General features: G+C 61.1%; 11 protein-coding genes. 5 read left to right on the forward strand and 6 right to left on the reverse strand.

From position 1 onward, the window contains the following. Positions 1–30: 30 nt before the first annotated feature. The 4 genes from K3758_RS08430 (at position 31) to K3758_RS08445 (ending at position 5,984) form a co-directional block, all read left to right on the forward strand. Entirely contained in the window at positions 31–516 is a 486-nt protein-coding gene (locus K3758_RS08430; protein WP_259943885.1) for a (2Fe-2S)-binding protein, read from the forward strand. A gap of 115 nt (positions 517–631) precedes the next feature. Beyond that, positions 632–3,007, forward strand: a complete 2,376-nt coding sequence (locus K3758_RS08435) for a xanthine dehydrogenase family protein molybdopterin-binding subunit (RefSeq protein WP_259943886.1) — start codon at positions 632–634, stop codon at positions 3,005–3,007. Positions 3,008–3,077: 70 nt separating this feature from the next. After that, complete coding sequence (locus tag K3758_RS08440; protein WP_259943887.1) at positions 3,078–3,866, forward strand: xanthine dehydrogenase family protein subunit M; 789 nt, start codon at positions 3,078–3,080, stop codon at positions 3,864–3,866. Positions 3,867–4,028: 162 nt separating this feature from the next. Continuing rightward, a complete protein-coding gene (locus K3758_RS08445) occupies positions 4,029–5,984 on the forward strand; it encodes an OmpA family protein (protein ID WP_259943888.1) in 1,956 nt (651 codons plus the stop codon). A gap of 111 nt (positions 5,985–6,095) precedes the next feature. On the opposite strand, the gene infC is transcribed toward K3758_RS08445, so the two are convergent. After that, on the reverse strand, positions 6,096–6,644 hold the full coding sequence (infC, locus tag K3758_RS08450; RefSeq protein ID WP_348155125.1) for a translation initiation factor IF-3: 549 nt from the start codon (positions 6,642–6,644) through the stop codon (positions 6,096–6,098). Positions 6,645–6,843: 199 nt separating this feature from the next. Here infC and K3758_RS08455 point away from each other — a divergent pair, with 199 nt between their 5' ends. Beyond that, positions 6,844–7,113, forward strand: a complete 270-nt coding sequence (locus K3758_RS08455) for a hypothetical protein (protein WP_259943889.1) — start codon at positions 6,844–6,846, stop codon at positions 7,111–7,113. Between the two features lie 88 nt (positions 7,114–7,201). On the opposite strand, the gene purF is transcribed toward K3758_RS08455, so the two are convergent. From purF to alr, 5 genes are all read right to left on the reverse strand, one after another. Continuing rightward, positions 7,202–8,686 carry an amidophosphoribosyltransferase gene (gene purF, locus K3758_RS08460; protein ID WP_067629132.1) on the reverse strand — a complete coding sequence of 495 codons (1,485 nt, stop codon included), beginning with the start codon at positions 8,684–8,686 and terminating at the stop codon, positions 7,202–7,204. A 246-nt stretch (positions 8,687–8,932) separates the two neighbouring features. Further along, positions 8,933–9,487: a CvpA family protein gene (locus K3758_RS08465; protein WP_067629130.1), complete on the reverse strand. Its 555-nt coding sequence runs from the start codon at positions 9,485–9,487 to the stop codon at positions 8,933–8,935. 29 nt (positions 9,488–9,516) lie between these two features. Beyond that, positions 9,517–10,884, reverse strand: a complete 1,368-nt coding sequence (radA, locus tag K3758_RS08470) for a DNA repair protein RadA (RefSeq protein WP_259943890.1) — start codon at positions 10,882–10,884, stop codon at positions 9,517–9,519. 104 nt (positions 10,885–10,988) lie between these two features. Continuing rightward, the gene (locus tag K3758_RS08475) at positions 10,989–11,786 is read right to left on the reverse strand and encodes a DNA repair protein (protein WP_259943892.1); all 798 of its coding nucleotides are present in this window, start codon (positions 11,784–11,786) and stop codon (positions 10,989–10,991) included. A 298-nt stretch (positions 11,787–12,084) separates the two neighbouring features. Next, positions 12,085–13,128, reverse strand: a complete 1,044-nt coding sequence (gene alr, locus K3758_RS08480) for an alanine racemase (protein ID WP_259943895.1) — start codon at positions 13,126–13,128, stop codon at positions 12,085–12,087. Positions 13,129–13,240: the final 112 nt, after the last annotated feature.

Here is a 13,240-nt window from a genome sequence, read left to right on the forward strand (position 1 = left end):
CTCAACAAGCGTCAGACTGGGAGGAAGAACATGACACAGGTCAAGATGACCGTGAACGGCAAACCCGCGTCAGGGGAGGTCGAAGGCCGCACACTGCTGGTGCATTTCCTACGCGATGATCTGGAACTCACTGGCACCCATGTGGGCTGCGACACCAGCCAATGCGGGGCCTGTGTGGTTCATGTGAATGGCAATGCGGTCAAAGCCTGCACCATGTTCGCGATTGAGGCTGACGGCGCCGAGGTCGACACCATCGAAGGGCAGGCGGCCCCAGATGGCACGCTCAACACCATCCAGCAGGCGTTTCAGGATCACCACGGGCTGCAGTGCGGATATTGCACGCCGGGCATGGTCATGTCGGCAGCGGCCCTGCTCAAGGACAACCCCAAGCCGAGCGAGGCCGAGGTGCGGCATTACCTTGACGGCAACATCTGCCGCTGCACCGGGTATCATAACATCGTCAAAGCGATCATGGCCGCCAGTGGTCAGGACGTCAGCGCGCTGGCGGCAGAGTAAATCCAAGAACAGTGTCGCGCTGAGCAGACCGGTGATGGCGGAGGGAGGACCGCCAGAGCCGGGCGCCGCATGACAGATCAGGTGCATCCGCACCGCCACCAAACGGGAGGACATTATGCCAAAGGATTTTGAACCGAGCAGCGGAATTGGGGCCAGCAGCAAGCGGCGGGAGGACATTCGCTTTCTCACCGGGTCGGGGCGCTATACCGATGACATCAACCTGCGCCGCCAGACCCATGTGTTTTTCCTGCGCTCGGATGTGGCGCATGGGCGGCTGACCGGGGTCGATACCTCTGCCGCCGAAGGCATGCCCGGCGTGCTAAAGATTTTCACCGGCGCGGATTTCGCCGAAGTGGGCGGGATGCCCTGTGGCTGGCAGATCACCGACAAACATGGACAACCGATGCAAGAGCCGAAACACCCGGTTCTCGCCCATGAAAAGGTCCGCCATGTCGGCGAGCCCATCGCCGCCGTGGTTGCCGAGACGCTGGCGCAGGCGCGTGACGCCGCCGAGGCGATTGTGGTCGACATCGACGAGCTGCCCGCCGTGGTCAACATGAAGGAGGCGGTCAAAGACGATGCGCCCAAGGTGCATGACGATCTGACCAGCAACCTCTGCTACGACTGGGGTTTCGTTGAAGAAAACAAAGACGCGGTGAACAAGGCCTTCGAAGACGCCGCCCATGTCACCACGCTGGAACTGATCAACAACCGTCTTGTCGCCAACCCGATGGAGCCGCGCGTGGCCATCGGCGATTACGACCGTTCGGCGGGGGACCATACGCTCTATACCACCAGCCAGAACCCGCATGTGATCCGCCTGCTGATGGGCGCCTTTGTGCTGGGCATCCCCGAGCATAAGCTGCGCGTTGTGGCCCCGGATGTGGGCGGTGGCTTTGGGACAAAGATTTTCCACTACCAAGAAGAAGCCTTTTGCACCTTCGCAGCGAAGGCGGTGGGGCGTCCGGTGAAATGGACCTCCAGCCGGTCAGAGGCTTTCATGTCGGATGCCCATGGCCGCGACCATGTGACCAAGATCGAACTGGCGCTGGATGCCGACAACAACTTCACCGCGCTGCGCACCGATACCTACGCCAATATGGGGGCCTATCTGTCGACCTTCGCGCCCTCGGTGCCGACGTGGCTGCATGGCACGCTGATGGCGGGGAACTACAAAACGCCGCTGATTTACGTGAACGTTAAGGCGGTCTTTACCAATACCGTGCCAGTAGATGCCTATCGCGGGGCCGGACGGCCCGAGGCGACCTATCAATTGGAGCGTCTGATCGACAAGGCCGCGCATGAGCTGAAGGTCGACCCGATCAAACTGCGCCGCCAGAACTTCGTGACGGAGTTTCCCTATGCCACGCCGGTGGCAGTGGAATATGACACCGGCGACTACAACGCCACGATGGACAAGTTAGAGGAGATTGCCGACCACGCCGGTTTCGAAGCCCGTCGCAAGGAAAGCGAAGCCAAAGGCAAGCTGCGCGGTTTCGGCGTGAACTGCTATATCGAGGCTTGCGGCATCGCGCCGTCGAACCTTGTCGGCCAACTGGGAGCACGCGCGGGCCTGTATGAAAGCGCGACCGTGCGGGTCAACGCCACCGGCGGCTTAGTTGTAATGACAGGCAGCCACAGCCACGGGCAGGGGCATGAGACATCCTTTGCCCAAGTGGTCGCCGATATGATCGGCATTGATGAGAATATGGTCGAGATCGTCCATGGCGACACGGCGCGCACACCGATGGGCATGGGCACCTATGGCTCACGCTCGCTGGCCGTGGGCGGCAGCGCCATGGTTCGGGCGACGGAAAAGATCATCGCCAAGGCCAAAAAGATCGCCAGCCACCTGCTCGAAGCCTCGGAAGGGGATATCGAGTTGAAGGATGGGGCCTTCAGCGTGGCCGGCACCGACAAATCCGTGGCTTGGGGCGATGTGACGCTCGCGGCTTACGTGCCGCATAACTATCCGCTAGAGGAGATCGAACCGGGCTTGGAAGAAACCGCCTTCTATGACCCGTCGAACTTTACCTATCCGGCGGGTGCCTATGCCTGCGAAGTCGAGCTTGACCCCGACACCGGCCATGTCACCGTCGAGCGGTTCACGGCTGCCGATGACTTTGGCAATGTGGTGAACCCGATGATCGTGACCGGCCAAGTGCACGGCGGCTTGGCCCAAGGGATTGGTCAGGCTTTGTTGGAGAACTGCGCCTATGATGAGGACGGCCAATTGCTCAGCGCGTCTTATATGGACTACGCCATGCCCCGCGCCAGCGATCTGCCGTTTTATGACGTGGATCATTCCTGCCAAACGCCCTGCACCCACAACCCCTTGGGCGTCAAAGGCTGTGGGGAGGCGGGGGCGATTGGCTCGCCACCTGCCGTGGTAAACGCGGTCCTCGACGCCATGCGCTCGGGCGGCAAGGACATCGGCCATATCGACATGCCGGTCAGCCCCGCGCGGGTTTGGGAGGCGATGAATGGCTGAGCGCCTTGGCCTACTGAAAAGTGTATTGGACAAAGAGGCGACGCTTTGCGGCCTCTGGGAAGGATGAAAGATGTATGATTTCGAAGTAGAGCGCCCCAGCAGCGTGGCGGACGCGGTCAAAGCCTTGGGGCAGGAAGACGCGCAACCGCTGAGCGGGGGGCAGACGCTGATCCCCACGCTGAAGGCGCGGCTGGCGATGCCCTCGGTTCTGGTGTCGCTGGCGGGGATTGATGCGTTGAAAGGCGTGGAAATGCGCGATGGCGCGCTTTGGATTGGCGGCGGCACGACCCACGCAACCGTCATGCGCGAGGCCGGGGAGAGCTATCCCGCCTTGGCCGGCCTCGCCGCGCGGATCGGTGACCCGGCGGTGCGCAACCGCGGCACGATCGGCGGATCGCTTGCCAATAACGACCCCTCTGCCTGCTATCCCGCCGGGGCCTTGGCCAGCGGGGCGACGATTGAAACCGACCGGCGCGAGATTGCGGCGGATGACTATTTTCAGGGCATGTTCACCACCGCCTTGGAAGAAGGGGAGATCGTGACCGGCATGCGCTTTCCCATTCCGCAGGCCGCACATTACGAGAAGTTCATCCAGCCCGCCTCACGCTTTCCGCTGGTCGCGGCCTATGTCGCCCGGTTCAGTGATGGGGTGCGCGTGGCGATCACCGGCGCGTCGAACGATGGTGTCTTCCGCTGGACGAAGGCCGAAGCCGCTTTGTCTGGCCGGTTTGAGGCTGGTGCCTTGGAGGGGCTGACCCTTAGTTCGGATGATATGATCAGCGATCTGCACGGCAGCGGCGCCTACCGCGCGCATCTTTGCGGCGTGATGACCCGCCGCGCTGTCGCAGCCATCGCCTGATAGTCGATAACACTTTGTAAACCTTTGCCGCGTCCCCGAATGGGGGCGCGGTTTTTTCATGGGATAAGGTATTGATATTGGATAGCGGAACCAGCGCCCCCATTATGCGTTGGGTGACAAGCGCTGCCCGAACGGCGTTCCCGTAATAATGAGGACGTGAACATGAAAAACCTACTGAGATCTACGACTTCGCTGGGTCTGAGCCTTGCATTGGCCTTCCCGCATGGCGCTTTCGCTCAGGAGCAAAATCTGGCCGAATGCGGCCCCGTGGGCGAAGCGACAGAGTTTCCCTGCGCATTTGACGATCAAACGGTAGAGAACGCCGAAGAGTTGCGCGTTATCGCCGGGCTGAGCGCTGATGCGGAAGCTTCGGCGGAAGTGGAAGCCGAAGCTGAAGTTGAAACCGAGGCCGAAGCGGAAACCGGTTCCGTCTTGGATCAAGCTGCCGATGCGGTCGAGTCCACTGGCGATGCTGCCGCTGCCGCTGTAGACAACGCGGCTGAACAGGCCGACGAAGCTGCTGATGCCGCAGAGGCGCAAGCTGAAGCTGCCGCCGAAGCTGCGTCGGAAGCTGAAGCCGAGGCGACAGCTGAGGCCGAAGTTGACGAAGAGGTAGAGGCCGAAGCGGAAGCAGAAGCAGAGGTTGAGCAAGAGGTCGAAGCCGAACCCGTCGTCGAGCAAGAGGCTGAAGTCGAAGCCGAGACCATGCAGGACGCGGAAGTTGAGGCCGAGGCCGAAACTACTGCAGAAGCGGATGCAACTGCTGATACAGATGCAACTGCTGATACAGCCGTCGAGACCACCGAGCCCGTAGAAACCACCGAGCCTGTCGAAAGCGAGCTGGAGACCGAAACTGCGACCGAAGCTGAAGCGGTCCAGAATGACGAAGCTGCTGCCACAACCGCTCAGGATGCCGAATCCGACGCCGAAATGAGCGGCGAAGCGGTGGGCGAAGAAGACAACGCTGGTCTGACCGAAGAGCAAATCCAAGCCCGTGAAGAGCGCCGCGAAGCCCGCCGTGCCGAGCGCCGCGAAGAGCGTCGTGAGGAACGCCGTGCCGAGCGTGAGGCCGCCGCTGCTGCGGCTGCCGCTGCTGCCGAAAACGATGCGGAAGCAGAAGTAGTGACCGAAGAAGTCACCGAGGAGGACGTGCGCACCTCGGACGAAGATTTCGACACCAAAGTGACCGCCGCCGGTGAAGCCGAAGCAGCGGCCTCAAACGATGATGACAGCGGGCTGTCGGACTTCGAGAAAGCCTTGCTGCTTGGCCTTGGCGCCGTGGCCGTGGGGTCGGTGCTGAACAACGGTGAAAAGATCGTCAGCCGTTCCGGTGACCGTGTGGTCGTTCAGGACGATACTGGTGAGCTGCGTGTTCTGAAGGACGACAACGCGCTGCTGCGTCGCCCCGGCGATGAAGTGCAGACTCAGACCTTCGACGACGGCTCCACCCGTACCATCGTGACCAAGAGCGATGGCAGCCGAGTCGAGACCATTCGTTCGCGCGATGGTACCGTGTTGCGCCGCACCAACTTTGACGCACAGGGCCGCGAGTACGTGCTTGTGGATGACCTTGTCGAAGAGCGTGAAGTTGTGGTGAACGACCTGCCGCAGGTTCAGGAAACCCAGCAGGCTCAGCGCGCCAGCACACAAGACGAAGCGGCACTGCGTCAGGCACTGCAGACGGAATTGCGCAACGATCAGGGGCGGACATTCTCCCTGCGTCAGGTGCGCGAAATCCGTGAGGTGCGCTCTCTCGCGCCGCAGTTGGAACTGGACGCCGTGCGCTTCCCCACCGGCTCTGCTGCAATCCAGCCTGAGCAGGCCCGTTCGCTTGCCAATATCGGCACCACACTGCGCGACCTGATTCAGAAGGATCCGCGCACCGTGATCCTTGTCGAAGGGCATACGGATGCGGTTGGCGATGCGAGCTACAACCTCGCCCTGTCGGACCGCCGTGCAGAGACCGTTGCACTGGCACTGACGGAGTACTTCGATGTACCGCCTGCCAACCTGATCACGCAGGGCTACGGTGAAAGCCAGCTGCGCGTGCCGACGACATCAGCGGAACCTGCGAACCGCCGTGCGGTCGTGCGGAACATTACCGGTCTGCTGCGTTAAGCAGACCTACCTCTAAAATGAAAACGCCCCCGGAGCGATCCGGGGGCGTTTTGCGTTATGGGCTGTAAGATGATCAATCGGGCCCGCCGTGCGGACCCGACATAGAGCGGATCACTTGTTGGGCAGGGGCCCGATCACCATGACCATCTGGCGGCCTTCCATCTTGGGGAAGTTCTCAACCCGGCCGATGTCTTTGGTATCCGCAGCAACGCGCTCCAAAAGCTCACGACCCAGGTTCTGGTGCGCCATCTCACGGCCACGGAACCGCAGAGTGACCTTCACCTTGTCGCCACCTTCGAGAAACTTGAAGACATTGCGCATCTTCACATCGTAGTCGTTCGTATCCGTATTGGGACGGAACTTGACCTCTTTGATCTCGATGATCTTCTGTTTCTTGCGGGCTTCGCTCTCGCGCTTTTGCTGTTCATATTTGAACTTGCCGAAATCCATGATCTTACACACGGGCGGCTTGGCATTGGGCGAAATCTCGACAAGGTCGAGCCCAGCTTCATCGGCCATTTCCATGGCACGCTGAGGCGTCACAACGCCGACGTTTTCGCCGTCCGCACCGATCAGGCGGATTTCAGTGGAGCGGATCTTGTCGTTGACGCGCGGGCCGGTGTCACGTTGGGGCGGCGCGTTATGAGGTCTGCGAGCGATGGTGATGGTCCTTTGATTGTTACCTAATTCGAGAATGCAAGGTAAACCCGCAGGGGGGCATCTTCAAGCCGCAAAATCGCGCTATGCGTGGGCTTTGCGGCGATTTACCCTTGATCTGGGGCGAATGTGGCGCAATTGACGGCTATGCGGCCCCGGGGGTAATCTCTAACGTCGCGGGGCGTAGATTAAGGGGAATGGAATGAAGAATCTGGTCTGGTTGGTCGTGGCGGCGTTGATTGCGCTGGCGGGCTATATGCTTTTCACCGGCAAAGGGCCGCAGGAAGTGGCCATCAAAGCCTCTGAGGCGATCAATGCCCCAGAGGTGGCCGAGGATGTGACCAATGCCGCCGAAGACGCGACAGAGGCGATCACCGACACGGTCGACGCCGCCGGAGAGGCGATCAGCGACGCCGTGGATAATGCGACGGACAGCGCCAATGATGCGGCCGAGCCTGCGGCGCAAAACTAAGCAAGCGACCCCGCGAGGGTGGTAAAAAACAAGGCCGCGTCCGGGGTTCCGGGCGCGGCCTTTGCTTTGGTACATTCCGTCTCGCAGGTTATTCGGCGGCGGGCTTCATCTGGAACCCTTCCTTGACCTGATCGGCAGGGGTGACCGGGTAATCGCCCGAGAAGCAGGCGTCGCAATACTGCGGGCACTCGGCCTTGCGGCCTTCGGCTTCGCCCACCGCGCGGTACAGACCGTCGAGCGAGATGAACTTGAGGCTGTCGACCTGTAGGTGATCGCGCATCTCGTCTTCGGACATGGTCGCCGCCAGCAGCTTTTCGCGCTGCGGGGTGTCGACGCCGTAGAAACAAGGCCAAGCCGTGGGCGGGGAGGCGATGCGGAAGTGAACCTCGGCGGCGCCAGCGTCGAGGATCATCTCTTTGATCTTGCGCGAGGTCGTGCCGCGCACAACCGAGTCGTCGACCAAGATCACCCGCTTGCCCTTGATAAGCGCGCGGTTGACGTTGAGCTTGAGACGCACACCCATGTTGCGGATCTGCTCTGTCGGCTCGATGAAGGTCCGGCCCATATATTGGTTGCGGATGATGCCCATCGCGTAGGGGATGCCGGATTCAAGGCTGAAACCAATCGCTGCCGGGGTGCCACTGTCGGGCACGGGGCAGACGAGATCGGCGTCGACGGGGCTTTCCTTAGCCAATTCGCGGCCAATATTCTCGCGCGTTTCATAGACCGAGCGACCGCCGAGGATGCTGTCGGGACGGCTGAAATACACATGCTCAAAAATGCAGAAACGCGAGGCGACGCGCCGGAAGGGGAAGTGGCTTTCGACGCCTTTCTCAGTGATTACCACCATCTCGCCCGGCTCGATCTCGCGCACGAATTCGGCCCCGATGATGTCAAGCGCGCAGGTTTCAGAGCTTAGCGCCCAGCCATCGCCGACACGGCCCAGCACCAGCGGACGAACCCCCAGCGGATCGCGCACGCCAATCAACTTGGTGCGGGTCATTGCCACGACAGAAAACGCCCCTTCGACCCGGCGCAGCGCGTCTTCCATCCGTTCGGGAATGTTGCGTTGCAGCGACCGCGCCATCAGGTGAATGATGCACTCACTGTCCGAGGAAGACTGAAAGATTGAACCGCGTTCGATCAGCTCGCGGCGCAGCGCGTTGGCATTGGTGATGTTGCCGTTATGCGCAATCGCGGCACCGCCCATGGCAAACTCGCCAAAGAAGGGCTGCACATCGCGGATCGCGGTGGGGCCTTTATTGCCGGACGTGGAATAGCGCACATGGCCGATGGACAATTCGCCGGGCAGGGTCTGCATGATATCCTGCGAGGTAAAGTTATCGCGGACATAGCCAAAGCGGCGGGCCGATTGGAAACCAGCTTCGGGATCATAGCTGACGATGCCGCCTGCCTCTTGTCCGCGGTGCTGGAGGGCGTGGAGGCCAAGGGCCACGAAAGTGGCGGCATCAGCAACGCCAACCACGCCGAAAACGCCGCATTCCTCCTTCAGTTTATCCTCATCTCCGCTGTCGCGCAGGTAGGATGTGTCAAAGGGATGGGCGGGTGGCATGAGCTTGGACAACGGGGCAACTCCGAATCCGGGTGGGGTCGGTGCCTATGTAGGGGCTTCGCACCCGACTGTCACCCCGCATGTCGCCCGCAAAGCGCGACATGCGCGATAAAGCGTGCCGACGAGGCGAGAACTGGGCAGCGGGTGCACCGCTGCCCAGTTCCGGATATGCCCCAAACGCAAAACAGGCGGCCCGTTGTTCTGGCCGCCTGTCTAAAACGATAGTGTTAAGAGTTTGTGAAGGCTTTAGGCGCTACATTTCCCGACGAGCGCCTCATAACGGTTGGTGATCCAACCAAGCGCCTCTTGCGGGTCTTTTTCTTCGATCTGGCCGGTAAAGCGCGAGAACACAGCAGCGGAGCGGCTGTTTTCGACCATTGTCGTGCGCTCACCCGTGATGACCGTGTCGTAAACGAAGAAAGCAATCGCCACCAAAAGCACGCCGCGGACGACGCCGAAGATAAAGCCAAGCCCTTGATCGAGGCCGCCCAGCATCGAACGATGCACCAACGAAGAGAACAGCGGGGTGAAAAGTGAAACCACGATCAACGCGGCGGCAAAGACCAGCGCGAAGGCACCGATCACCGACAATTCGCAACTGTCAGCAAGGAATTCGCCAACATAGGGCAGCTCACGCACCAGCGGCTCAACCTGCGGCGCAAAGAGAAAGGCCAGCACTGCCGCGGCAATCCAGCCGACAATCGCCATCAGCTCGCGCACCAGCCCGCGGCCATAGGCCAGCAGTGCCGATAGCACGATGACCACCGCGACCACCCCGTCAATTATGGTAAAACCGTCCATGCGCGTTCTCGCCCTCGTCTAAGGGGGGATCAGCCCGCCCCGAAAATTTCGCCAACAAATCCGGTCAGATCGCTCATCGTATTCAGCGCAATTCCGGTCGCACCCACGGCTTTCCCGCCGCGCGGTGCAATAGCGCTCGTAAAACCAAGTTTTTGCGCCTCTTTCAACCTGTTTTCCGTCTGGCTGGCGGGGCGCAGCGCACCGGACAGGCTGATTTCCCCGAAAACAACGGTTTCGGCGGGCAGGGCCGCGTCTTCTCGGGCCGAAAGGATCGCGGCAGCCACGGCCAGATCAGCAGCGGGCTCCGAGATTTTCATGCCGCCGGCCACATTGAGGTAGACATCCAATCCCGCAAAAGGAATCCCGCAGCGCGCCTCCAACACGGCGAGGATCATCGCCAAGCGGCCCGAATCCCACCCCACCACGGTGCGGCGCGCTTGGGAATGGGGCGAGGGGGCAACGAGCGCCTGAAGCTCGACCAAGACGGGGCGCGTGCCTTCAATGCCCGCAAAGACCACCGACCCGGGGGAGGGTTGGCCGCGTTCCGACAAGAACAAGGCCGAGGGGTTGAGGACCTCAGACAGACCGCCGCCCGTCATCTCGAACACGCCGATCTCATCCGCCGGGCCAAAACGGTTTTTGACCGCGCGCAGGATGCGGAATTGGTGGCCCCGTTCGCCTTCGAAATAAAGCACGGTGTCGACCATATGTTCCACCACCCGCGGGCCTGCGATCTGGCCTTCTTTGGTGACGTGGCCAACGAGGATCACGGCAACCCCGCGCCGTTTGGCGAAACTGGTCAACTCATGTGCCGCGGCGCGCACCTGACTGACCGAGCCCGGCGCACTTTCGACATTGTCGGCCCACATGGTTTGAATGGAATCGATGATGGCAAGCTGCGGCCGTTCGGTTTCCAACGTGGTGAGGATGTCGCGCAGATTGGTTTCCGCCGCCAGTTTCACCGGCGCTTCGGAAAGGCCTAGTCGCTGAGCGCGCATGCGGACCTGCGCACTGGCTTCCTCTCCGCTGACGTAAATCGTTTTTAGACCCGAATTCGCAAAATGCGCGGCAGCTTGAAGCAGAAGGGTGGATTTGCCGATGCCCGGATCGCCGCCCACAAGGATCGCCGAGGCGGGCACCAAGCCGCCGCCCAGAACGCGGTCCAACTCGGCAATGCCGGACTGGGCGCGCGGTGGCGGGGTTTCTTGGGTGGCAAGATCGGTGAGTTCAATGGCAGAGCCGCGCCGTGCGCCCAAGGATTTGCTGGGCGGGCCTGAGGAGATGCCCTTATCTTCGACGATCGAATTCCAAGCGCCACAGGCGTCACAGCGCCCGGACCATTTGGAATGTTTCGCACCGCATTCGGCGCAGGAAAAACTGGAGGAGGATTTGGCCATGGGCCCTTTTCGCGCAGGTGCCGGATGGCGTCAAAGGAAAAGCATCCGGCCTTTGGGTGATGATCCCGGGGGGGAACCCAATGGGCCGGATGCTGCCGCCGGTGTTACTCGGCAGCTTTGGGAGGCAGATCGATCACGATATTGTCGAGCGATGTCGGCTCCGGCTGGCGCTCGGGGGCTTCGGTTTGCACCACACGCTCGAGGCCAAGCTCCGGCATGATCTCACGCATCTCGTCACGCAGGCGCTCAAGCTGGGCTACCGCGACGCTTTCTTCGAGTTCGACCTCATGCAGCCAATGTTTCATCTCTGTCGAGATGGCTTTGGCCTGATCCAGACGGCTGTTGAACAACTCGACCTCTTCTTGGCGCTGTTTCAAGAAGCTGCGTGCACGGGCGAGCTTTTCATCCGAGTAAACTTCGGCCAGATCGCGGGCCACGTGGCTCATCTGTGCGGCCATTTCCAAAACGGCGGGCTCCAGCGTGCTGAGGTCGGGGTGATCGCGCAGATAGGCCAGACGTTCGCGCACCGAATCAAATTCCGAACTCATCTGAAAGGTTTCCGCACGATCGGCGGCGTGCACGGCACCATAGGCGCGGGCCACGTCCTGCATGCCAACATTGAACTGGCGGTGCGAGGTTTCAAGCTGCATGACGCGGCGGTTGGTGGGCAGGAAGAAACACAGACCCACGGCAAGAGCGGTCAAGCTCAGCTGGGCGTACATCCCAGCGTTTTCAACAGGCTCACCGCCATATTGAAGGTCAAGGCTGATCCAATCCCAAATACCAAGCCCGGCCATGATGCTGGCCACGGTGAGGGCAAGGGCCGCAAGGGTAAAGACAACAACCGCTAGCCGTTGAAAGGCGAATTGGATGAGGTAGGCGAATGAACGAAGCTGGGACATACTTTCTCCCCCCTGGAAGAGCTACTAAGCAAGTTTCTGCCGACCAACGCCTCTTTATCCTTCTTTGTTCCCATTCAGTGCGGAAATATGCTGAGGATTTAACGCAGTTTTGCCGACATTATGGCACAACCTCAGGTTTTTCGTAAATTTTTTGGCGTGATTGGGGTGATTTACCTGTCGACTGCCGAAGACGGGCGGGGCAGGCCTGTGGGAAAATAGCCACGCTAAAGCGCCGCTGATCTGCAGTCCACTCAATAAGAAACGGGGGGAAATCACGAAACGGGGGGAAATCGCCGATCTATTCGGCGTAGGTCCGCGCGTATCTCGCCCCGAGCGAGGTGAGCATTTCATAGCCGATCGTCCCGGCCCAATCCGCCAGATCATCGACACCCTGCTTTGGCCCCAGCAATTGCAAAGTCGTTGGCACTTCATCCAACGCAGAGACATCCACCGTGATCAGGTCCATCGACACGCGCCCGACAATTGGCAGCGAAATGCCGTTATGTTGGAAAGAGGCCGCGCCGACTGCATTGCCCATGGCGCGCTGGAGCCCGTCGGCGTAGCCCGCAGCGACAGTGGCGAGCTTCACCGTGCTCTCTGCCGTCCATGTGTTGCCATATCCTACGGTCTCTCCCGGGGTGACGTTGCGGGTTTGGATCACCGGCACATCGAGGGTGACCACAGGCCGCGCATCGGTGAAGGGCCGCCCGCCATAAAGGCCAATCCCGGGCCGCGTGACATCGAAGTGATAATCAGAGCCCAGCAGGATGCCCCCCGTGGCAGAGAGCGAGCGCGGCACGTCGATCCCTTGGGTCATCTCGTGAAAACTGCGCAGCTGCGCGTCGTTCATCTCGTGCCCCGGTTCGTCGGAGCAGGCCAGATGCGACATGATCAGCGAGGGGTTCTGGCTGAGTGCGATGTCGCGCAGGGCCGCCCATTCCGCAGGCTCCATCCCCAGCCGGTTCATGCCGCTGTCGAGTTGGATGCCAAAGCCAAGGCCAGGCAGGGTCTCAAGCTGTCGCAAAAGCTGCTCGGTCGAGTTGACCATCGGCGTCAGGGCGGCACCGGCAATCGCCTCGGCGTCGCCTGCCATATGACCGGAAAAGACGTTGATCACCGGGCCCTCGCCCAAAGCCTGCCGCAGTGCTACGCCTTCTTCGGCCAAGGCCACAAAGAACTGCCGCGCGCCAGCCTCGGCCAAGGCTGTCGCCACACGGGCCGAACCAAGGCCGTAGCTGTCGGCTTTGACGACCGCGCCAGTCTCGGCCCCCGTCATACGGTCAAGGGCGCGCCAGTTGTCGGCGATGGCTTGCAGGTCGATGGTCAGGGTCGCTTTGCTCATGGGCGGATGTGGGCCAGAATGCGGGGGGAGGTCAAGCGACCAAGGGCACCTAACGTCATGCGCGACAGGGGCGAGGGGGATTTGTTACACTTTTGCCTACCGGATGCGCAGG

This window comes from Sulfitobacter sp. W002 (assembly GCF_025142135.1).
GTDB lineage: Bacteria > Pseudomonadota > Alphaproteobacteria > Rhodobacterales > Rhodobacteraceae > Sulfitobacter > Sulfitobacter profundi.